The 20444-nt window shown below is 65.5% G+C and carries 18 protein-coding genes; 5 read left to right on the forward strand and 13 right to left on the reverse strand.

Going from position 1 to position 20444, the window contains the following annotated elements:
• Window positions 1-209 precede the first annotated feature (209 nt).
• Both ACOTSS_RS11935 and katG read right to left on the reverse strand, forming a co-directional pair.
• Entirely contained in the window at window positions 210-581 is a 372-nt protein-coding gene (locus ACOTSS_RS11935; protein WP_448688365.1) for a hypothetical protein, read from the reverse strand.
• 373 nt (window positions 582-954) lie between these two features.
• On the reverse strand, window positions 955-3144 hold the full coding sequence (katG, locus tag ACOTSS_RS11940) for a catalase/peroxidase HPI (RefSeq protein ID WP_448688366.1): 2190 nt from the start codon (window positions 3142-3144) through the stop codon (window positions 955-957).
• Between the two features lie 337 nt (window positions 3145-3481).
• Here katG and ACOTSS_RS11945 point away from each other — a divergent pair, with 337 nt between their 5' ends.
• Window positions 3482-3628: a hypothetical protein gene (locus ACOTSS_RS11945; protein ID WP_176473499.1), complete on the forward strand. Its 147-nt coding sequence runs from the start codon at window positions 3482-3484 to the stop codon at window positions 3626-3628.
• A gap of 293 nt (window positions 3629-3921) precedes the next feature.
• On the opposite strand, the gene ACOTSS_RS11950 is transcribed toward ACOTSS_RS11945, so the two are convergent.
• Both ACOTSS_RS11950 and ACOTSS_RS11955 read right to left on the reverse strand, forming a co-directional pair.
• Window positions 3922-6348: a TonB-dependent receptor gene (locus ACOTSS_RS11950; protein ID WP_448688367.1), complete on the reverse strand. Its 2427-nt coding sequence runs from the start codon at window positions 6346-6348 to the stop codon at window positions 3922-3924.
• 91 nt (window positions 6349-6439) lie between these two features.
• Window positions 6440-6607 (reverse strand): YezD family protein, encoded by a 168-nt coding sequence (locus ACOTSS_RS11955; protein ID WP_448688368.1) that lies wholly within the window; start codon window positions 6605-6607, stop codon window positions 6440-6442.
• A gap of 195 nt (window positions 6608-6802) precedes the next feature.
• Here ACOTSS_RS11955 and ACOTSS_RS11960 point away from each other — a divergent pair, with 195 nt between their 5' ends.
• From ACOTSS_RS11960 to ptsP, 3 genes are all read left to right on the forward strand, one after another.
• Complete coding sequence (locus ACOTSS_RS11960; protein WP_448688369.1) at window positions 6803-7807, forward strand: NAD(P)H-dependent flavin oxidoreductase; 1005 nt, start codon at window positions 6803-6805, stop codon at window positions 7805-7807.
• A 32-nt stretch (window positions 7808-7839) separates the two neighbouring features.
• Window positions 7840-8634 carry a hypothetical protein gene (locus ACOTSS_RS11965; RefSeq protein WP_448688370.1) on the forward strand — a complete coding sequence of 265 codons (795 nt, stop codon included), beginning with the start codon at window positions 7840-7842 and terminating at the stop codon, window positions 8632-8634.
• Between the two features lie 85 nt (window positions 8635-8719).
• The gene (ptsP, locus tag ACOTSS_RS11970; protein ID WP_448688371.1) at window positions 8720-11017 is read left to right on the forward strand and encodes a phosphoenolpyruvate--protein phosphotransferase; all 2298 of its coding nucleotides are present in this window, start codon (window positions 8720-8722) and stop codon (window positions 11015-11017) included.
• Here ptsP and ACOTSS_RS11975 read toward each other — a convergent pair.
• The 5 genes from ACOTSS_RS11975 to ACOTSS_RS11995 form a co-directional block, all read right to left on the reverse strand.
• Entirely contained in the window at window positions 10996-11424 is a 429-nt protein-coding gene (locus tag ACOTSS_RS11975) for a GtrA family protein (RefSeq protein ID WP_448688372.1), read from the reverse strand. The genes ptsP and ACOTSS_RS11975 overlap by 22 nt on opposite strands.
• On the reverse strand, window positions 11421-12050 hold the full coding sequence (locus tag ACOTSS_RS11980; RefSeq protein ID WP_448688373.1) for a class I SAM-dependent methyltransferase: 630 nt from the start codon (window positions 12048-12050) through the stop codon (window positions 11421-11423). Before ACOTSS_RS11980 ends, ACOTSS_RS11975 begins: the two co-directional genes overlap by 4 nt.
• Before the next feature lies 1 nt (window position 12051).
• A complete protein-coding gene (locus tag ACOTSS_RS11985; protein ID WP_448688374.1) occupies window positions 12052-12975 on the reverse strand; it encodes a glycosyltransferase in 924 nt (307 codons plus the stop codon).
• Complete coding sequence (locus tag ACOTSS_RS11990; RefSeq protein WP_448688375.1) at window positions 12972-14210, reverse strand: glycosyltransferase family 2 protein; 1239 nt, start codon at window positions 14208-14210, stop codon at window positions 12972-12974. Before ACOTSS_RS11990 ends, ACOTSS_RS11985 begins: the two co-directional genes overlap by 4 nt.
• Window positions 14211-14304: 94 nt before the next feature.
• The gene (locus ACOTSS_RS11995; protein WP_448688376.1) at window positions 14305-16020 is read right to left on the reverse strand and encodes a hypothetical protein; all 1716 of its coding nucleotides are present in this window, start codon (window positions 16018-16020) and stop codon (window positions 14305-14307) included.
• Between the two features lie 158 nt (window positions 16021-16178).
• On the opposite strand from ACOTSS_RS11995, the gene ACOTSS_RS12000 reads away from it, so the two are divergent.
• On the forward strand, window positions 16179-16589 hold the full coding sequence (locus ACOTSS_RS12000) for a GFA family protein (RefSeq protein WP_448688377.1): 411 nt from the start codon (window positions 16179-16181) through the stop codon (window positions 16587-16589).
• Here the strand turns inward: ACOTSS_RS12000 and ACOTSS_RS12005 are convergent.
• The 4 genes from ACOTSS_RS12005 to ACOTSS_RS12020 form a co-directional block, all read right to left on the reverse strand.
• The gene (locus tag ACOTSS_RS12005) at window positions 16586-16936 is read right to left on the reverse strand and encodes an MmcQ/YjbR family DNA-binding protein (RefSeq protein ID WP_448688378.1); all 351 of its coding nucleotides are present in this window, start codon (window positions 16934-16936) and stop codon (window positions 16586-16588) included. The genes ACOTSS_RS12000 and ACOTSS_RS12005 overlap by 4 nt on opposite strands.
• Window positions 16936-18264 carry a replication-associated recombination protein A gene (locus tag ACOTSS_RS12010; RefSeq protein WP_448688379.1) on the reverse strand — a complete coding sequence of 443 codons (1329 nt, stop codon included), beginning with the start codon at window positions 18262-18264 and terminating at the stop codon, window positions 16936-16938. The genes ACOTSS_RS12005 and ACOTSS_RS12010 overlap by 1 nt, the downstream gene beginning before the upstream one ends.
• A gap of 4 nt (window positions 18265-18268) precedes the next feature.
• Window positions 18269-19423: a glycosyltransferase family 4 protein gene (locus tag ACOTSS_RS12015; protein ID WP_448688380.1), complete on the reverse strand. Its 1155-nt coding sequence runs from the start codon at window positions 19421-19423 to the stop codon at window positions 18269-18271.
• A 63-nt stretch (window positions 19424-19486) separates the two neighbouring features.
• Window positions 19487-20428, reverse strand: coding sequence for a hemolysin family protein (locus ACOTSS_RS12020; RefSeq protein WP_448688381.1), 942 nt, complete (start codon window positions 20426-20428; stop codon window positions 19487-19489).
• Window positions 20429-20444: the final 16 nt, after the last annotated feature.

Here is a 20444-nt window from a genome sequence, read left to right on the forward strand (position 1 = left end):
GTAAACATTGCGAAGGCCGCGCGTCAAGGGGAAATTGACGGTGTAAACATAGAAGGAGGCGCTGACCCGTTCCCGACCGGAAAACGACATTATTTTAATCGTCATCCCGGATTTGATCCGGGATCCACGACGACGGCGCAGCTATGGATCCCGGATCAAGTCCGGGATGACGATGCGGGAGAGGGTCGTTGTCGACCAGTTGCGGACGTTCAGTATACGATCCACCCGTCTGCTAGATCGTCGGTCAAGCAGATCAGCCCACACTCCCACGGACCTTCCTCGGACCTCAGCCGCAACTGCTGTCCGCCCTCAAAGCCAAGTGTGAGACACATGGGCTGCGCTTCAATCATAACGATCTTCTTCATAAGAAGCCTATGCAGCAGGAGCGGCGGGCCGGTGTATGCCGCGCAGTCGTAAAGGTGGACCACACGATCTTCGTCCACATGCTCCAAGTCGCCAGTGACGGTGATCTGTCCGCCCTCAGACCAGCGAAATTGCACCGAGTTTGGATCGAGCGCTATTTGCGCCAGCTCTTTTCCAACTAAGAACTGTAGCTCAGACGATTGCGGAAACTTATGCATGCATCCTTCTCGCAACTTTGTCCTGTCGCCGCAACGGCCGCTCCCCACCCCAAAGCGGACATCGGCTGCAAATAGGCCTTTCCTACATTATTCGGCTGTGCCAGCTTTGTCCGGCTCTTTCATTTGGTCGACAAAGCGATGGCGGTCCCGCTTGCGCGCGCAGTCACAGCAAGGCGTGCCGGGCGCGTCCAGCACGCCTCAAGGCCCGGACGGGGAATGCGATAGGCTGAACTTTCCTGAACTTTGAGATTCCCAAGCGATCCCTGCGCCGGCCTGCCACCGGGCCCATGCCCCCGAAGGCGGACCCGCGACTCCCCGTCCTGGCGGCAGCCGCCGGTCCCGCGGCGTGATGCGGGACCGGCGAGCCCGCAGATCAGGCCAGATCGAACCGGTCGGCGTTCATCACCTTGACCCACGCCTTGACGAAGTCCTTGACGAACTTCTCCTCATGGCCCTTCTCGGCATAAACCTCGGCCGTCGCGCGGAGCTGCGAGTTGGAGCCGAAGATCAGGTCGGTGCGCGTCGCGCGCCAGCGTTCCTGGCGCCCGCCGCGGTCATAGCCGATGAACTCCTCGTCGCCGCTGGTGTCGACGACCTCCCAGATCGTGTCCATGTCGAGCAGATTGACGAAGAAGTCATTGGTGAGCTGGCCCACCCGGCTGGTGAACACGCCATGCCTGCTGCCACCCTGGTTGGCACCGAGGACGCGCAGTCCGCCGACGAGCACCGTCATTTCGGGCGCCGACAGGCCGAGCAGCGACGCGCGGTCGAGCAGCAGTTCCTCGGTCTTCACCCGATGCTTGGTCGCCAGATAGTTGCGAAAACCGTCGGCCTTGGGCTCCATCACCTCGAAGCTCTCGACGTCGGTCCACTCCTGCGTCGCGTCGCCGCGGCCGCCGGTGAAAGGAACGCTGACGTTGAAGCCCGCGTCCTTCGCCGCCTTTTCGACCGCCGCCGAACCGGCGAGGACGATCGCGTCGGCCATCGACAGCGATCCGCGCAGTTCGTCGACCTTGGCGAGCACCTTCGCCAGCTCGGCCGGATCGTTGACCGCCCAGTCCTTCTGCGGCGACAGGCGGACGCGCGCGCCGTTGGCGCCGCCGCGGAAGTCGGTCTTGCGGAAGGTCGAGGCCGAAGCCCAGGCCGCCTTGACGAGTTCGCCGACGCTGAGCCCAGAGCCGAGGATCGCGCTCTTGAACGCCGCGACATCGGCATCCGACGGCTTGCTTCCCGCCGGAACCGGGTCCTGCCAGATCAGATCTTCGGCCGGCACCTCGGGCCCGAGATAGCGGACCTTGGGCCCCATGTCGCGGTGGCAGAGCTTGAACCACGCCCGCGCGAAAGCGTCCTTGAACGCTTCATGGTCGTTCCGGAACTTCTCCGAATATTGGCGAAGCTCGGGGTCCATCTTCAGCGCCATGTCGGCGGTGGTCATCATCGTCGGCACGCGTCTGCCCGGATTATGGGCGTCGGGGGCCATGTCCTCTTCCTTCTGATTGATCGGCTGCCACTGCTGCGCGCCAGCCGGGCTCTTCACCAGCTCGTAATCATAGTCGAGGAGCAGGCGGAAATAATTCTCCGACCATTCGGTGGGCGTGTTGACCCACGCGCCCTCGAGTCCGCTGGTGATCGCGTGCGCGCCGACCCCGGTCTCGAAGCTCGACGACCAGCCGAGACCCATCAGCGTGATGTCGCCGTTTTCGGGCGCCGCGCCGACCAGGCTCGCATCGCCCGCGCCATGCGCCTTGCCGAAGGTATGGCCGCCCGCGGTCAGCGCCACCGTCTCCTCATGACTCATCGCCATGCGTTCGAAGGTGATCTTGATGTCGCGCGCCGATTGCAGCGGGTCGGGGTTGCCGCCCGGCCCCTCGGGGTTGACGTAGATCAGCCCCATCTGGATTGCGGCGAGCGGGTTTTCGAGGTCGAGCTGCTTTTCGGGGTCGATGCGCGTCTGCACGCCTTCGTTGACCCATTGGTCCTCGGCGCCCCAATAGATGTCGCGCTCGGCCTCATAGACGTCCTTGCGGCCGCCGCCGAAGCCGAACACCGGCCCGCCCATCGATTCGATCGCGACGTTGCCGGCGAGGATGAACAGGTCGGCCCAGCTGATCTTGCTGCCGTATTTCTGCTTCACCGGCCACAGCAGGCGGCGCGCCTTGTCGAGATTGCCGTTGTCGGGCCAGCTGTTGAGCGGCGCGAAGCGCTGCTGCCCGGCATTGGCGCCGCCGCGGCCGTCGGCGGTGCGATAGGTGCCCGCGGCGTGCCACGCCATGCGGATGAAGAAGGGGCCATAATGGCCATAGTCGGCGGGCCACCACGGCTTGCTGTCGGTCATCAGCGCGGTCAGATCGTCCTTCACCGCCTGATAGTCGAGCGAGCGGAACGCCGCTGCATAATCGAAATCCTCGCCCATCGGGTCGGGCGAAACGCCGCCCTGGTGCAGGATATCGACCGGCAGCGCGTCGGGCCACCAGTCCTTGTTCGTCCGCCCGAGCAGCGAACGGAACCGGTCGTGGCTGATCGGACAGCCCTTGGCGGGGTCCACGGGGGTCTCGGCGTTCATGCAGTCTCTCCTCTCTCGATATCGTTGAAACGGATGGCGCGGCAGGATGACCCGCGCATGACGGCGCGGCGGCGGCCACGAAAGGGCGTCGGCGCGGGCGAACGTGAGTCGATGGGATCCATCCTTTCGCTTCGACGGACGGAGAATAGGCACGGCGCGGCGTTTCAGAAAAACCGAATAAGGTGGATTGAGTGATTGAGCGGGCCGATCAGTGGGCGGCGCGGCGACCGCGACGGGGCCACGGGCCGTCGCAGTGGCGGAACTCCCGCTCCTGCCCGCGGGTTGACCCCGTGCCGCGACATGACGGCATGCCTGCGGCGCTTGCAGGAGTAGTGAAATGCCCAACAAACAGCAACAGCAGGGCCAGAACCGCCAGCAGGATCGCGATCGCCAGCACCAGCAACAGCAGGGCGGCCAGGATCGCCAGCAGGGCGAGCAGCCCCGCCGCGATCAGCAGGATCGCAATCCGAACCAGCAGCGCTGACGCGGCTGCAGGAATAAAAGGGGCCGCCCCGGCCGGAGCGGCCCTCTTTTTTGAGGATTATGTCTTGAGGATTATGCCGATTGCAAAAGTGGGGCCGTTTTTGAGGCGCCCCCACTCTCTCCTTTCGTCATGCTGAACTTGTTTCAGCATCCATGGCCCCACCTCATCCTCCTGTGCCGCGCCTCATTCAAGGGCAGGCCATGGACCCTGAAACAAGTTCAGGGTGACGGGAGAGGAGGGTGAACCCAACCCTGTTTGCAATCGATATAGCTTCCTCCTTTAGGCCCGCCCCTTTAGAAGCGCGCCTTGATCGTCCCGCCCCAGGTGCGCGGATCGCCCGGCAGGCCGGTGATCAGGCCGGTGTTCCCCGGTCCCACGAACAATTGCTCAAGATATTTCTGGTCAAAGGCGTTGCGGACCCACGCATAGACGTCGAGCCCCGCCTCGGTCCGAAAGCCCGCGCGGAAGTTCGACAGCGCATAGCCGTCGATCCACGTATAGGCCGACGCCGATGCGTTCGAGGAAAAGTTCGACCGGTAGCTGCCGTCATAGCCCAGATAGACCTGCCCGTCCTGCCCGAGCAATTTGGCCGGGGCATTGACCTCCGCGCCATAGGAAAGGGCCCATTTCGACACTCCGGGCAGGCGCTGGCCCGAAATGTCGCAATTCGGCGGACTGCTGCTGCCGCCCGACAATTCGGGCGGGCACGGCGCGTCGACGAAGCGGACATATTTGGCGTCGGTATAGGCACCGTTGGCATAGGCGCGGAACCGCTCGCTCGGCCGGATCGAGAAATCCGCCTCGACCCCCTGCGTCCGCACCTTGCCGGCATTGGCCAAATAGCCGCGGAGCACGCCGAACTGGCCGTTGTTCACATTGGCCTGATAATTTTTGATGTCGGTGCGGAAGATCGACAGGTTGAAGGTGCCGCGCCGGTCCCAGAATTCGGCCTTCGCCCCCGCTTCAACATGCTGGACGGACTCGGGCTTGATCGTCGCGGCGGCGAGCAGCGGACTGCCGTCGGCGCCGTTCGGCACGCCATTCTGGTTGATGCCGCCCGATTTGAACGTCTTCGCATAGGTCGCGTATAGCAGGATGTCGGGCGCCGCCTTCCAGGTCGCGGTCAGGTCATAGCTGAAGTTCCAGTCGCTGAACGACGGCGCATATTCCTGCGGTGAAAACACGCCGAGCCGCGCGACCGAAACGGCGTCGGTCAGATCGGCGGTCACCGCCGAGCCGTCGCCGGCATAGACGAGCCGCTGATAATAGCCGTTCTTCTTGTCGTAGTTCAGCCGTACGCCGGGCTGGATCGTGAAACTGTCGCTCAGCTTCCAGCTCAATTGCCCGAACAGAGCGAGGCTGGTGTTCTTCAGATATTGGGTGTTGATCGCAGTCAGCCCGTCGAGCACCGAGGGGTCGTTTGCAAGCGGGCTCGACGGATTGAGCGTCCAGCGGCTCGACGCCGGCCCGTGCTGCTCGGTCCCCTGCGTGTCGATCCGCTGGTGAAAGGCGAAACCGCCGACCACGAAATCGAAGCGCTCGCCCGAATAATTATAGCGCAGCTCCTGCGTATACTGGTTCTGCTGCGACGGGTTCTGCGACTTGGTGACGATCGGCAGGCCGGTGAAGTCGCGGTCGTTCTCGGGCTGCCAGTCCCAATAGCGCCACGCGGTGACCGAGGTCAGCGTCCCCGGCCCCACGTCCCATTTCACCCGCAGCGCGACGCCGCCGATCTCGTTTCCGGCATTGAGATTGGCGTCGAGGTCGGTCAGCCGGTCATAGGGATTGGTGCTCGGCACGACATAGCCCTGCGCCGCCGCGAGCGCCGCGAACTGGCGATTCAGCGGGCGCTGCGTTTCGCCGGTGCGGACGAAGACCGATCCGCAGCACACCGCGTCCTGCTTGTTCCAGTCGCCGGTCAGCGTGACGTCGAGATTGTCGGTCGGGCGCCACAGCAATTGACCGCGCAGGCCGATATTGTCCTGGCTGTGGACCCAGCGGTCGGTCGTCACATTATAGAGCGTGCCGCGGCGGCTGGTCGCCGACACCGCGATCCGCGCCGCCAGATTGCTCGTCAGCGGGCCCGAGATGGCGGCCTTCGCCTGCTTGAAGTTGAGATTGCCGATGCTGAGTTCGGCCTTGCCCTCGAAATCGAAGGTCGGCTGGTTGGTGGTGATGTTGATCGCCCCGGCGGTGGTATTCTTGCCATAGAGCGTACCCTGCGGCCCGCGCAGCACCTCGATCTGCGCGACGTCGAGGAAGTCGAAGGTCGCGGAGGCGACGCGCGCGTAATAGACGTCGTCGACATAGATGCCGACGCCCTGTTCGATGCCGTCGTTGGTCAGGCCGAAGGGCGCCCCTATGCCGCGGATATTGACCGCCGAGTTGCGCGGGTTGGACGAATAGAATTGCAGCGTCGGCGCAAGCTGCTGGAGCCGCCCGACGTTGAAGCTGCCGGTGTTGTCGATCTGGTCGCCCGCGACCACCGAAATGGCGATCGGAACGTCCTGCGCGGTTTCGGCGCGGCGGCGCGCGGTGACGACGATGTCGCCGCCGTAGCTGCCGCCCTCGACCTGCTCGGCGGCGGCGTCAGTGGTCGCGGCCGTGTCGGCGTTCGTTTCGGCGGCCACCGCGGACTGGACGGCGAAGGCGAGGATCAGCGGCAATGTCAGGGATGCGGCCGTTATGCGGCGGCGCGCGGAAGGATATTTGGCAGTCATGGCAATTTCCTGTTGCAAAGAAAATTGCCACATCCGGTGGTCCGGTCTGCGGCAGTATTGGGGGGGACGTGCCCCCGTCGGGAGGACCTGGTCAGTTCGGGTAGCGGTGGCGCTCGGTCACATCGACCTGCACCAGCTTCCCTTCATGAACGGTGAGCTGGATGGCGCCAAAGCGCAGCTTGTCGAGCGCGTCGAGCACCGTCTGGATCGCGCGCGGCACGGCTTCGCGTGCACTCGCGGTCTGGTCGTTGGTGGACATGCGGCTTCCTTTCGTTGGTGGATTCGCCGCCAAAGCATATGCCAACTGTTTTAGTTGACAATGATTGTTTTGCTTTCTGCGCCCAAAGGACGAATTGGCGCGCCGAACCGAGCGGATCGGTTTTCGTCCATCGGCGCGCCCGCCGCGGCGGCAATCCATTGCGCCCGCGCGCATGTGCTGGCAAAGGCGCTGATGATGAGCAAAATTAACGATCTGATGGCGCGCGGAACCGAGCTTCTCGGTAGCGATTACGCCATTCTTTGCGGCGCGATGAGCTGGGTCTCGGAACGCCATCTGGTCAGCGCGATCAGCAACGCCGGCGGCTTCGGCGTCATCGCCTGCGGCGCGATGACGCCTGAGCTTCTCGATGCCGAGATCGCGGCGACCAAGGCGCTCGCGACGCGCAATTTCGGCGTCAACCTGATCACCATGCACCCGCAGCTTTTCGAATTGATCGATGTGTGCGCCAAACATGGCGTCGGCCATGTCGTGCTCGCCGGCGGCCTGCCGCCCAAGGGCAGCCTCGAGGCGATCAAGGCGTCGGGCGCCAAGGTCATCTGCTTCGCGCCGACGCTCGCGCTCGCGAAGAAGCTGATGCGCTCGGGCGTCGATGCACTGGTCATCGAGGGCATGGAGGCGGGCGGGCATATCGGCCCCGTGTCGACGAGCGTTCTCGCGCAGGAAATCCTGCCCGAGCTCGCGTCCGAACTGCCGATCTTCGTCGCCGGGGGCATCGGCCGCGGCGAGGCGATCGCGGGCTATCTCGAAATGGGCGCATCGGGAGTCCAGCTCGGCACCCGCTTCGTCTGCGCGACCGAAAGCATCGCGCATCCCGCTTTCAAGAAGGCGTTCATCCGCGCCTCCGCGCGCGACGCCGTCGCCAGCGTACAGATCGACCCGCGCCTGCCCGTCATCCCGGTGCGCGCGCTCAAGAACAACGGCACCGAGGCCTTCACCGCCAAGCAGCGCGAGGTCGCGAACCTGCTCGACGCGGGGGACGTCGACATGATGGAAGCCCAGCTCCAGATCGAGCATTATTGGGCCGGCGCGCTGCGCCGCGCGGTGATCGACGGCGATATCGAGGGGGGCTCGTTAATGGCAGGGCAATCTGTCGGTATGGTAACGCAGGAAGAAAGCGTCGCCGATATTATCGCGGCTTTGGTGCAACAGGCCGAAGCCGCCTTGCACGCTCGGGGTTGACGCCGCATGTTGCTGCGGCTGGGGAGAGTATCATGAATTTGTCGCGTAAGATCATCGTTATAGGGTTACTGGCGAGCGTTGCCGCCTGCGCCCCCAAACCCCCGCCGCCTCCCCCGCCGCCGCCGCCCGAACCCGTCGTCATCATCGTGCCGCCGCGCCCGATCCCCCCGGGCCAGGCGTCGGCGACCCAGATCCTGCCGATGCGCGGGCTCGATGGCCGCTTCGTCACCGCGAACAGCAACATCACCGGCGACCGTGCCTTCTGGCAGCTCAAGATCGCGCTGAACGTCGCCGCGATCGGCTGCCGCGGGCTCGAGGAAGCGACGCTGGTCGCCGCCTACAACACTATCATCAAGTCGCACGCCAAGGCGATCCGCTCGACCGAGAAAAGCGTGATCGCGCAGCTCGGCAAGGAAAGCGGTTCCAACGGCATCGCGGCCCGCGACAAGCTGTCGACGCAGCTCTTCAACTATTTCGCGCAGCCGCCCGCGCAGCGCGATTTCTGCGCGCGCGCCAACGCGGTGGCGCAGCTCGTCTCGACCACCCCGACCGCGCAGGTGGTCGACCAGGCGCCGGCCCAGCTCGCCCAGCTCGACCAGCCCTTCGTCGATTTCTATGAGGCCTACGCCAAATATCAGTCGGACGCCGCGGCCTGGGACGCGAAATATGCGCCGCCGCCAGTGGCCCCGCCTCTCTTCGGCACCCCCGCCACGGCAACGCCGATGCCGGCAGGCCCTGCGGCGCCGGTCGGCCCGACACCGGTTGGGCCGGTCGACCCATCCGCCGCGACGACGACGGCAGCGGGGCCGGCGGCACCCACCGGCTGACACGCCCGTCGCTTGCCGAATAGGGTGCCGAATATCGCGGCAGACGATGGCGCGGGGCCCAAGCATCTGTTAGCAGGTCTTCAGGATGACCAACGCCCCGCCCCCGCCCTCGACCGCCGCGCAGTCAGCCCGCAACATCCTGACCCGGCTGCACGAGGTGATGGCGGCGCGGACCAACGCGCAGAGCAAGCTCAACCAGGTCGTCGGCATCATCGGCGAATGCCTCGACAGCGAAGTCTGCTCGATCTACCTGCTGCGCGACGGATCGCTCGAACTCTATGCGACCCGCGGCCTCAAGCAGGAGGCGGTGCACGTTACGCGCCTCGCGCTCGGCGAGGGGCTGGTCGGCATGATCGCCGAACAGATCGAAACGCTGAATCTCGACGAGGCGGCCGCACATCCCGACTTTTCCTATCGCCCCGAAACGGGCGAGGAATTGTTCCACAGCTTTGCCGGGGTGCCGATCATCCGGCGCGAGCAGGCCGTGGGCGTGCTCTGCGTCCAGCACAGCGACCCACGGCGCTACGAAGAGATCGAGATCGAGACGCTGCAGACCGTCGCGATGGTGCTTTCGGAGCTGATCGCCAATGCCGATCTCGTCGACACCACCGCGCGCATCGACGCCGCGGCCGCCGACCAGTCGGCGCAGCGGCTGACCGGACAGAAGCTGGTCGACGGCATGGGCCAGGGCATCGCGGTGTTCCACCAGCCGCGGATCACCATCGAGCATACGGTCGCCGACGATATCGAGGCCGAACGCCACCGCGTCTATGCCGCCTTCGACAAGATGCGCGAGCAGATCGACCGCATGGCGAGCCAGGCCGAATTCGGCATCGGCGGCGAGCATGAGGAGGTGCTCGAAACCTACAAGATGTTCGCCTATGACGAAGGCTGGTCGCGGCGCATCAACGAGGCGATCGACAGCGGCCTGACCGCCGAGGCGGCGATCGAGCGCGTCCAGCAGCGCACCCGGATGCGGATGCGCCAGATCGACGACCCGCTGCTGCGCGATCGCATGCACGACCTCGAGGATCTGTCGAACCGGCTGATCCGCATCGTGTCGGGCCAGATGGGCACCGCGGCGCAGATGGGCCTCAGACAGGATTCGATCCTGATCGCGCGCAACCTCGGCCCCGCCGAACTGCTCGAATATGATCGCCGCCGGCTGAAGGGCGTGGTGCTCGAGGAAGGGTCGCTGACCGCGCACGTCATCATCGTCGCGCGCGCGATGGGCGTGCCGGTGATCGGCCGCGTCCGCGACGTGCGCACCTCGATCCGCGAAGGCGACCTGCTGCTGCTCGACGCCGCCGCCGGCACGGTGCAGGTGCGGCCGACCTCTGCGATGCTCGACGCCTTCGACGCGAAGCTCGAAATTTCGCAGAAGCGCCGCGCCAACCTCGCCGCGCTGCGCGACCTGCCCGCGGTGACCAGGGACGGCGTGCCGATCGAACTGATGATCAACGCCGGACTGCGCGAGGATGTCGCCGCGCTCGACCTGACCGGTGCAAGGGGCATCGGGCTGTTCCGCACCGAATTTCAGTTCCTCGTCTCGGCGACGCTTCCCCAGCGCGAGCGGCAGCAGCGCCTCTATCGCGACGTACTCGACGCCGCGGGCGACCGTCCGGTCATCTTCCGCACGGTCGACATCGGCGGCGACAAGGCGCTGCCCTATATGAACGTCGACGAGAATGCGCTGGAGGAAAATCCCGCGATGGGCTGGCGCGCGCTGCGCCTGGCGCTCGAACGCGAGGGGCTTTTGAAGGTGCAGGCACGCGCGCTGATGGAGGCGGCCGCGGGACGCACGCTCAACGTCATGTTCCCGATGGTGTCGGAGCCCTGGGAATATGAGGCGGCGCGCGCCCTGTTCGTCGGCCAGCGCGCCTGGCTCGCGAGCCGCGGCAAGAAGCTGCCGGCGGCGATCCGCTACGGCGCGATGCTCGAAGTGCCCGGGCTCGTCGAGACGCTCGACCTGATGCTGCCGCACCTCGACTTCCTGTCGATCGGCACCAACGACCTGACGCAGTTCCTGTTCGCCGCGGATCGCGCCCATCCGCGCCTCGCCGAACGCTACGACTGGCTGTCCCCGACGGTGATGCGCTATCTCGCCCGCGTCGTGGGGCTGGTGTCGGGCAGCAAGGTCACGCTCGGCGTATGCGGCGAAATGGCGGGGCGCCCGCTCGAGGCGATGGCCCTCCTCGGTCTCGGCATCGACCGGCTATCGATCACCCCGGCCGGCGTCGGCCCGGTCAAGGCGATGATCCGCTCACTCGACCTCGCCGCGCTGCGCCAGGACATGCCGGCGATACTGACACGACCGGCGGCGAACCCGCGCGGGCAATATCAGGCGTGGGCGGAGCAGAATCAGGTCGATTTGGGGGATTGAGGCGCCGGGCGGCGACCGGTGGCGCGGCCGTGGCCCCGATATACGGCCCAGCGTGTCATCAGATAGTTATAGAGCACCATCGCTAGCGTCGCGATCGGCGCAGCAGCGACCATCGGCAACATCATGGCACCGCGAAGCAATCCGATCGTCAGCGCCGCGACCGCTAGGCTCGACATCGTCCCGGCCACATAGCGGCCAAAGGCCGCCCATGATGTGCGGACCCCGAACACCCATAGTGCGTGGGCAACATAGCTCGGCGGCACCATCAGCACGAACGTCAACGGCACGAGGGCCCAATAAGGTATCCCTACCGCATCGCCGGCTATCAATATAATATTGTTCGCGACCGCACAGATCGCGCCCACGGCGAGATAGCGAGCGGGCCTGCTGTCGAGCAATATACTCAACATTGGAAGATCAGCGAATAATTGTTTTTCCACGGACCGACATTGCACTGTGCGACCGGTTCGAAAGCCGGATCGCTCGACGCCACCAAGGCCATCGCTTCCTGCGGAGTCAGATAGGCCACGCGATCGCCGGTCAGCCATCGATCACTGGCGTAGCAGAGCCAATGAATGGGTGTCGGCGTCCGCGCCCAGTCCTTAAACACGAACCGTCCCCCCGGCGCCAGGCAGCGCCGGATGGAGCGAAGAATTTCCGGACGCAGTTCGGGCGGAATGTGATGCATGACGTCCGACAGGGTGATCAGGTCGAACGAAGCGGGACGTTCGACTGCAATATCGGAGACCGGAGCCTGCCGAAACGCAACACCGTCAGGTCGACCGCGATAGAGACGTCCCAGGCTGGGTACAATGTCTATCGCCAGAATATCCGCATCGGGATAGACGTCGGCAAGAATTTCCGTCACTGCGCCTTCGCCGCAGCCGACCTCCAGAATGCGGTGCGCCCTTGGAACCCAATCGCCGATCTTGGCCGAATAGTCGCGAAGGTCGAGGAAGGCGCTGCGATACAGTCCGGCGACGCGATGCTCGTGGCGACCGAAGCTTTTGCGGATGAGGGAGCCGAGCGCCATCTCACATGACTCCCGCGAACCGCAGCCTGAGCCGCGGCACGACCCGTTCGAGGATGCGTGAATAGCGAATGTAGCGGCTGCCCTCGATCGGACCAAGAGCAAGGAAGGCAGCAAGTGCCTTGATCAACGCATGGGAATGGCCAAGCGCTGCCTCGGACAGCAACGCATTGATCCGCGCGGACGTGCGACTGATGCGTTCGGTCTTTCCGCCTGCGTACAGATTGCGTTCGAGGACGAGTTCCATCTGCTCGGCGAACTCTTGTCGATCGCCGGTCATCGTCAGGGAGCTTTTATGGATGCGGAAGGCTGTAACCGCGCGCGGATCATAATATATCGGGCCCTGTTCCCCCAGTTTGAACCATAAATCCCAATCGGGCGTGTACCACAGGCTTTCGTCCATTCCGCCTGCGGCAAGATAGGCGTCACGGCGAAAGACGGGTGCGGGAATGGCGATCGAATTCTGCACCAGCAACGCGTCGCGATATTCGGCGGAATCGACCCGGCCAACGCGAAACGGGGGACGCCACCGGCCAAGCCGGTTCCCCGCTCCATCGACGATCAGGGCGGGCGTGAGGAGGAGCGCCGCATCCGGCGCCGCCGTGATCATGCCGCGGGCGACCGCGAGCCGGCCCTCGAGCCAGAGATCATCCTGATGCAGATGGCAGATATGCGCCGCACTCGCTGCCTCGACCGCCAAATTGGTCTTGCGCGTCCAACTTGGTATTTCGGGCAGATAGGCATAATCGATCCGGAGCCTGTCGGCGTGCCGTTTCACAATCGCTTCGCAGGATTCGCCGGGGGTCGAATCGCGGATGACGATTTCGACGTCGTCGCGACCCCGCGCGCGGACGCTGGCCAAGGCCGCATCCAGCCATTGTCCGCCGCCATGGACCGGCATGACGACCGAGAGAAACGGTCGCTTCATCCGCCTGTGATCTCGGCCGGCGGAGCGAAACGATTGTCGTTGCCGGCCATGATCGCCAGCACGAACGCGCCGAACGCCGTTTGCAGACCGATCGCACCAAGCGCCGCGCCACCGATCAGCGGAAGCGGATTGCTCAGCGCCTCGAAGCCGCCCTTGGTCCATTGTATTCCGACAAGCCCCAGCGTGACCAACGCGACCGCAATCAGCGCAAGGCCCGTGATCAACATCGTCTCCAGCGTCAGTATCTGGCCAAGACGGGCGATGGAAGGACGCAGGCGGCGATAGCCGCATCGCACTCCATGAAGGTGCATTGCTGTCCCCATGAGCAGGCAAAAATGACCGCAGGTGGCGAGAAAGGCCGCGACCACGCACCAACTCACGCCGAAGAAGGGCGTTCCCGCGACCAGGCCGGTCGCATAGGCGCCTGCAGCGCCGAATATGATGGCGGCGAGAAGAAGCGCCGTTATCCCCGGCACGCCGAAAACCCACGTCGGTGAGAGCATCAGAAGGTAGCGGAGGTGCCGCCAGCCGTCGCGCCAGGGGCGCAAATGCGGCGCGCGATGACGCAGGTCGACCGATAGGGTAGCCGGAAGCTGAGCCACTTTCATCTTCTTGAGCGAGGCCTTGATGACCATTTCGCTCGCGAACTCCATGCCTTCGCCCGCGAGGCCGAGTTGGTCGAACGCCTCGCGACTGATCGCGCGCAGCCCGCAATGCGCATCGTTGATTCCCGACCGGAAGAAGAGATTGAGAATGCCGGTCAGTGCCGGATTGCCGATATACCGGTTCTTCCACGGCATGGCGCCAGGCGCGATTCCACCGTCGAAGCGCGATCCCATGCACAGATCGTGACCGTCGATCAGCTTGCCGACCATCGCGACGCCTTCGGTGAAATCATAGCTGCCGTCGCAGTCGCCCATCAGGATATAGTCGCCATAGGCCGCCTGGCAGCCGCCGATCAGCGCCGCGCCATAACCGCGCCGCGCGACGGGAACGACGCGCGCGCCCAGCGATTCGGCGAGCGCCTGGCTGCCATCGGTCGATCCATTGTCGGCGATGACGATCTCTCCCGAGAGGCCGAAACGGTCCTCGATCATCCGCAACGCATCCCGCGCGTTTGCGATGCAATGCGGCAGGCTGATCGTTTCGTTGAGGCAGGGCATGACGATAGTAACGCCCAGCTTCAGCGCCCGCGCCTGATGGAATGCCAGCACTTCGGCCCGCTGCTGATACATGGAAGCCCCCCACAAATCCGTTTCGGATCGGGTTTAGGAACTTGTGGTTAACAACTGGATAAATCCGGTTTCGGCTCTGTATCGACCATGCCGCCTACTGCACGCCCGAAACGGAACAGCCTGCACGCCGCAACTCGGCGGCAAGCGCGGGCTGGGCGGTGGTCTCCGCAAGCGCGGGCGCGCCGAAATAGGCAGCAATCGGTCCGAGTATTTCCGCATCGACCAGCCCGACCCGGGCCGACGAAGCGCAGAGCGCGCGCATCAGCGCGGGGTCCATCTCCTCACGCAGCAAGCGTATCGGGCGTCTTTCGAGAAAGGGCGGGTTGATCACAAGATCCGCAGCAAAAGGAGCATCGCTCTCGCCAACCACCACATAATCGGCATCGCTCGCATCGATCCGCGCCGAGGCTTGGGCAAAAGGGGCGTAGAAGCCGTGCGCCATCCATAGCTGCACCGGAAGCAGGACGAGAAGCCCGGCAACAGTGGTGCGCATCAGCAACGGGCGCCACGGTGCGAGACGATCGCCGAGGGCGACCCAGCCGAAGACCGCAAGCAGGATCGCGTTTCCGATCAACCCGTGCAGATAGCGATAGCCGAACCCGTGTCCCTGATACGGCAGAATCACCGTCATGACCACCAGCGTCAACCCGATGCCGCCCGCGAGCGCCGCCGCCAACCGGTCGCGCCTAACCGCACGCAACCCGAGCAACAACAGCGGCAGAAGGAGCAGATGCTGCCACGCCGCGAAACGGAGCAGATTGGCCCCCATGTTCGCGAATCGGAGGGTATCGCCCTTTTCGAGGGTGAGCAGCAGCCGGGCCCAGAAGTCGACGCCATCCGCGCGCGGCGCTAGCGGATTGGCCTCCACCAGCGACCAGATGAAGCCCGGCCACCAGAGCCAGAAGGCGCCGATCGCGGCATATCCCACAAAATAGAGAGCGGCGCGGCCCCAGTCGCGGTCGAAAACCACCGTGAGCAGGATAGGCGCCGCGAACATCGGATGCATGATCGGCTGATGCAATCCAACGGCGACGAAGCCCACCGCCAGCGCGGCCATGTCGGCCCACGCCGATCGGCGAAGGAAAAACCAGAGCCAGCACAGGTTGAACGCGAGGTGCGCCGGCATTGCATAGGCCGTCATGCCGTTGAACAGCACCTGCCCCGACCCGAGATAGAGCAGAAGCGCTACGATCGGCGCCTCGCGATGGTCCGGCCAGATCCGCCGCGCGCATCCCCACAGCCCCAGCGCGCCGAGCCCGGTCATCGCCGGCCCGGTCAGCGCCGCGTCGCCCGCCAGCGCGAACAGCCCGCGCAGCGCGGCGCTGAGCGGAAGATAGGCAGAAACCCAGGCCACGCTTTGCCCGGTCGGATACATGAACATCGTGTTGAGCGCGCCGGCATGGTCGCGCCAGACCCCCGCCAGCGGGGCGACGAGTTCGCCCCGCGCGAAGATCGCGGCGTCGAAGCTCGCCATTTGTTCGTCGCGACTGAGATCATATCCCGACAGGATCAGATAATGGCCGGCATAGGCGGCAAGCGCCAGCCCCGCGCCGACGAGCAGCGGGAGATATCGTGGCATCGCCGGCAGATGGCCCGCGCGACCAGAGCGCCAAAGGCAGAACTGCAGCGACAGCGTCGTCGCCGCCAACAGCCACAGATCCTGCCGCGCCAGATAGAAAAGCGAAAGATTGGCGCTGCCGCCGCACAGCGCGACAAGCAACGCCGCAGCCGCCATGAGCGCCATGGCCGGCCGGGCCACCCACAGGAGGCCATCGGCGCCGGGCGCCACCGGATTATACGAAATCGCCATCTCGCCTCGCCATTGCCGCGACAGGCTTTGCCCGAACCTGCCTAATTTCCCGTTAACCCTGGGTCTTCGGCCGGGGGTTGGCTCAGGTTGTGTTTATGTTATGTTCTCAACCCGATTCCCGAGGAGAGAGAGAGAGAGAGAGAGAGAGAGAGAGAGAGATGACCGAAACACCTACCCGTGCCGCCGGCGGATGCCATTGCGGCGCCATCCGCTATTCGATGCCGACCGCGGTCGAACATCACGCGCTCTGCCATTGCCAGGACTGCCGCCGTCACGCGGGCGCACCACTGGTCGGTTGGGGCATGGTCGCCCGGGATGCGCTCGACGTGAGCGGAACGCCGAAGATCTACGCTTCGTCCGAACATGGCCGCCGCCATTTCTGCGGCGAATGCGGGACCGGGCTCTTCTATACCAACGAACAGGTCTTCCCCGGAAAGATCGACGTCCAGACCGCGACGCTCGACGACCCCGACTTGATCCCGGCGCAGGTGCAGATCCAGACCGCCGAGCGTATCGGCTGGATGGAAAGGCTGGACCAGATGCCGAGCTTCGAACGCTATCCGGGCTAGGGGCGCGGGCCGAAGGCGGCGCGCTGCGCCTTTTTCGCGCGGTCCCACCAGGCGCGGCGGATGACGTCGGCGACGCGGTCGGCATCGGACGCGCCATAGCGCACGAGCAGCCCCGGCCAGTCTTCGTAATGCGGCGTCTGCCAGAAGGTGCCGGGATCGGTTTCGAGGAGCATCTCCTTCTCCTCGTGCGGCGCCATGACGTGGAAGCTGTCCGCCTCGCGCCCCGGCGAGACGAAGGCCTTGCCATTCACCTTCGGGCAGGGCGTTCCATAGAAGGGCGCCATTTCGACGTCGGGTAGCGCGCAGACGAAGGCGATGACGTCGTCCCAGCTGTCGAAACGCGACATCAGTCCCCCTCCCCGCGCCCGTGCCGCCGCGCATCCCACCAGGCGAGCCGCTCGGCGATACGCTTTTCGAAGCCGCGGTCGACGGGATGATAGAAGGTCGCCGGATCCATTTCGTCGGGCCAGTAATTGTCGCCCGAAAAGCCCTCGGGCGCATCATGGTCGTAGCTGTAGCCCGCGCCGTAGCCGAGATCCTTCATCAGCTTCGTCGGCGCGTTGAGGATGTTCGCGGGCGGCGCCAGGCTGCCCGTGTCGCGCGCCGCCGCCCATGCCGCCTTCTGCGCCGCATAGGCCGCGTTCGACTTGGGCGCCGTCGCGCAATAGAGGCACGCCTGCACGATCGCGAGTTCGCCTTCGGGCGATCCGAGGAACTGATAGGCGTCCTTCGCGGCGAGGCACTGGACGAGCGCCTGCGGGTCGGCGAGCCCGATATCCTCGCTCGCGAAGCGGGTGATGCGGCGAAGCACGTAAAGCGGCTCCTCGCCCGCGACGAGCATCCGCGCGAGCCAGTAGAGCGAGGCCTGCGGGTCCGAACCACGCATCGCCTTGTGCAGCGCCGAGATGAGATTGTAATGCCCGTCGCGGTCCTTGTCGTAGACCGGCATCCGGCGGTGCAGGAATTGCGCGAGTTCGGCGGGGTCGAGCGGCGCGTCGATCGCCGCGGCGAACAGCGTCTCGACCTGGTTGAGCAGGAAGCGGCCGTCGCCGTCGGCGCTGGCGATCAGCGCGGTGCGTGCCTCGCCGGTCACGGGCAGCGACCGCCCGACCTCGGCCTCGGCGCGCTCGACCAGCGTTGCGAGCGCGGTCTCGTCCAGCCGGTGCAGCACCAGCACCTGCGCGCGGCTGAGCAACGCGGCATTGAGCGCGAAGCTCGGGTTTTCGGTGGTCGCGCCGACGAGCACCACGGTCCCGCGCTCGACGAAGGGCAGGAAGCCGTCCTGCTGGGCGCGATTGAAGCGATGAATCTCGTCGACGAAAAGCAGTGTGCGCTTGCCCGCCGCCGCCATCTTCTCGGCATCGGCAAAGGCTTTCTTGAGGTCGGCGACCCCGGAAAAAACCGCCGACAGCGGCGCGAAGCGCATCCCCACCGCCTCCGCAAGCAGGCGCGCGATCGTCGTCTTGCCGGTTCCGGGCGGCCCCCAGAGGATGATCGACGAAAGCTGCCCCGCCGCGACCATGCGGCCGATCGCGCCGTCAGGGCCGGTCAGATGCTCCTGACCGACGACTTCACCCAGATTCTTCGGCCGCAACCGCTCGGCGAGCGGCGCCGGACCCGCGGCCCCGCTGCCGGATGACACCGGCGCATCGTCGCCGAACAGATCCGCGGCCATGACGTCAGGGCCGCCGCTGTTTCTGGCGGATCAGGCGCAGATAGGTGTCGGCGACGGCCTGGTTGATCGCATCCCACTGATAGGAGGCGCTTTCGGCGAGCGCCGCGGCGCCGTGCGCGGCGCGCAACTGCGGGTCGCGGCAATAATGCTCCAGATCGTCGGCGAAAAGGCCGATCGAGCCCGGCGCGACCAGATAACCCGTCTGGCCGTGCTTGACGATGCTCGCGCTGCCAGTCGCGCGCGCCGCGACCACAGGCAGACCGCAGGCCATGGCCTCCAGCGTAACATTGCCGAACGTCTCGGTGACCGAGGGGTTGAACAGCATGTCGCACGAGGCCAGCGACCGCGCCAGATTCTCGCCGCCCTGGAAGCCGACGAACTTGGCACGCGGCAGCCGCGATTCGAACCAGTCGCCCGCAGGTCCCTCGCCGATCACCACCACCTCGTGCGGCACGCCGCGGCGGCGCAGCACGTCAATCGCGTCGGCGAAGACGTCGAGCCCCTTTTCCATCACCAGCCGGCCGAGGAAGGCGATCGCGGGGACGTCGTCGGCGATGCCCCACGACTGACGCCAGCTTCCATCGCGCCGCCCGGGGTTGAAGACGTCGCGCTCAACGCCGCGGGTCCAGATGCCGATGTCATAGTTCATCCGCTGTTCGCGCAGAACCTGCGCGAAGCTCTCCGACGGAGCGATCAGCGCGTCGCACTTGCGGTAAAGCTTGCGCAGCCAGGCGACGACGAGCGGTTCGAGGAAGGAGAGGTTGTAGTATCGGAAATAGGTCTCGAAGCGCGTGTGGACCGAACAGGCGACCGGGATGCGCCGCCGCCGCGCCCACGCCGCCGCCTGCCGCGAGACGCGGTCGGGGCTGGAGATATGGAGGATGTTGGGCGCGAACATCGCCAGATCCTCGCGCACCCGGCCCGACAGCGACAACGGGATGCGATATTCGCTGCGGCCGGGGATCGCCATCGAGGGCACGCTGACGAGGTCGCCGGTCGGCGCGAAATCGGGATTTTCGACGGTCGGCGAATAGACGCGCACCGCCGCCCCCTGCTCCAGCAGATAGCCGACGAGCCGGTTGAGCGCCTTGTTCGCACCGTCGACGGTCATGTTGTAATTGCCGCTGAATAGCGCGATGCGGAGATCGGAAACGTCCATTGCGCCTGCGCTAATCGCATCGCCCGCCAAAGGCAATCGGCGGAGCGGGTCGAGCCCGCCCTGCTAGAACTCCTCGCCGCGCGCCGGCGAAGCCTCCAGATCGACCTCGACCGGCGGGTGGAGGCGAAGGTGGTGGACGCGGCGTTCGTCGGCCTCGGTCACCTCGATCCGCCAGCCGCTCGGATGGACGAGGATTTCGCCGACCTCGGGCACATGGCCGGCGAGCACCGCCGCGAGGCCGCCGACGGTGTCGACATCCTCCTCGATCTCGGCGAGCCGCGGGTCGATCGCTTCGCCGATGTCGTCGAGCTCGGCGCGCGCATCGGCTTCCCAGCAGCCATTCTCGCCCGGCGCGAAGAGGGTGACGGGCTCGTCGTCATGCTCATCCTCGATCTCGCCGACGATCTCCTCGACCAGATCCTCGATCGTGACGAGCCCCTCGGTCCCCGAATATTCGTCGATCACGATGGCGAGGTGGGTGCGCTGCGCGCGCATGTCGGCGAGCAGGTCGAGGACGCCCATCGATTGCGGAACGTAGAGCGGCTGGCGGATCAGGTCGAGCAGCGGCGGTGGCGCGCGCCCGTCGGCGAGCACCGCGAACACGTCCTTGACGTGGATCATCCCGACGACCTCGTCGAGCGTTTCGCGATAGACCGGCAGGCGGCTGTGCCCCGCCTCGGCGAAGAGTGCGACGATGTCTTCGAAAGGCGCGCTCTCCGCGATCGCGATGATGTCGGCGCGCGGCACCGCGACGTCGTCGACCGTCTGCTCGCCGAAATGCAGGAGGTTACGGAGCATCTTGCGCTCGATCGGCGAGAGGTCGCCGACGATGCTGCCGCCGCGACGCTCGTCGCCATCTTCCTCGGCCTCGTCGATGACCTCTTCGATCTGTTCGCGCAGCGACGGTTCCTTGTCGCCCCCGAACAGCAATGTCCTGAGGCCGGCCAGCAGGCCGGATCTACTGTCCTCTTCCGATCGGTTCGAAGATCCCTGCTCGTCGGGCATGATGCGCTGTGCGTCC

This window comes from Sphingopyxis sp. NJF-3 (assembly GCF_053514865.1).

Coding starts and splice junctions, on each gene's coding strand:
- ACOTSS_RS11990 (WP_448688375.1), bottom strand. CDS start 14,210: ATGTATCAGCAGCGGGCCGAAGTGCTGGCATTCCATCAGGCGCGGGCG.
- ACOTSS_RS11960 (WP_448688369.1), top strand. CDS start 6,803: ATGAGCAAAATTAACGATCTGATGGCGCGCGGAACCGAGCTTCTCGGT.
- ACOTSS_RS11935 (WP_448688365.1), bottom strand. CDS start 581: ATGCATAAGTTTCCGCAATCGTCTGAGCTACAGTTCTTAGTTGGAAAA.
- ACOTSS_RS12015 (WP_448688380.1), bottom strand. CDS start 19,423: ATGGACGTTTCCGATCTCCGCATCGCGCTATTCAGCGGCAATTACAAC.
- katG (WP_448688366.1), bottom strand. CDS start 3,144: ATGAACGCCGAGACCCCCGTGGACCCCGCCAAGGGCTGTCCGATCAGC.
- ACOTSS_RS11945 (WP_176473499.1), top strand. CDS start 3,482: ATGCCCAACAAACAGCAACAGCAGGGCCAGAACCGCCAGCAGGATCGC.
- ACOTSS_RS11995 (WP_448688376.1), bottom strand. CDS start 16,020: ATGGCGATTTCGTATAATCCGGTGGCGCCCGGCGCCGATGGCCTCCTG.
- ACOTSS_RS11985 (WP_448688374.1), bottom strand. CDS start 12,975: ATGAAGCGACCGTTTCTCTCGGTCGTCATGCCGGTCCATGGCGGCGGA.
- ptsP (WP_448688371.1), top strand. CDS start 8,720: ATGACCAACGCCCCGCCCCCGCCCTCGACCGCCGCGCAGTCAGCCCGC.
- ACOTSS_RS12005 (WP_448688378.1), bottom strand. CDS start 16,936: ATGTCGCGTTTCGACAGCTGGGACGACGTCATCGCCTTCGTCTGCGCG.
- ACOTSS_RS11950 (WP_448688367.1), bottom strand. CDS start 6,348: ATGACTGCCAAATATCCTTCCGCGCGCCGCCGCATAACGGCCGCATCC.
- ACOTSS_RS11965 (WP_448688370.1), top strand. CDS start 7,840: ATGAATTTGTCGCGTAAGATCATCGTTATAGGGTTACTGGCGAGCGTT.
- ACOTSS_RS11980 (WP_448688373.1), bottom strand. CDS start 12,050: ATGGCGCTCGGCTCCCTCATCCGCAAAAGCTTCGGTCGCCACGAGCAT.
- ACOTSS_RS12010 (WP_448688379.1), bottom strand. CDS start 18,264: ATGGCCGCGGATCTGTTCGGCGACGATGCGCCGGTGTCATCCGGCAGC.
- ACOTSS_RS11955 (WP_448688368.1), bottom strand. CDS start 6,607: ATGTCCACCAACGACCAGACCGCGAGTGCACGCGAAGCCGTGCCGCGC.
- ACOTSS_RS12000 (WP_448688377.1), top strand. CDS start 16,179: ATGACCGAAACACCTACCCGTGCCGCCGGCGGATGCCATTGCGGCGCC.
- ACOTSS_RS12020 (WP_448688381.1), bottom strand. CDS start 20,428: ATGCCCGACGAGCAGGGATCTTCGAACCGATCGGAAGAGGACAGTAGA.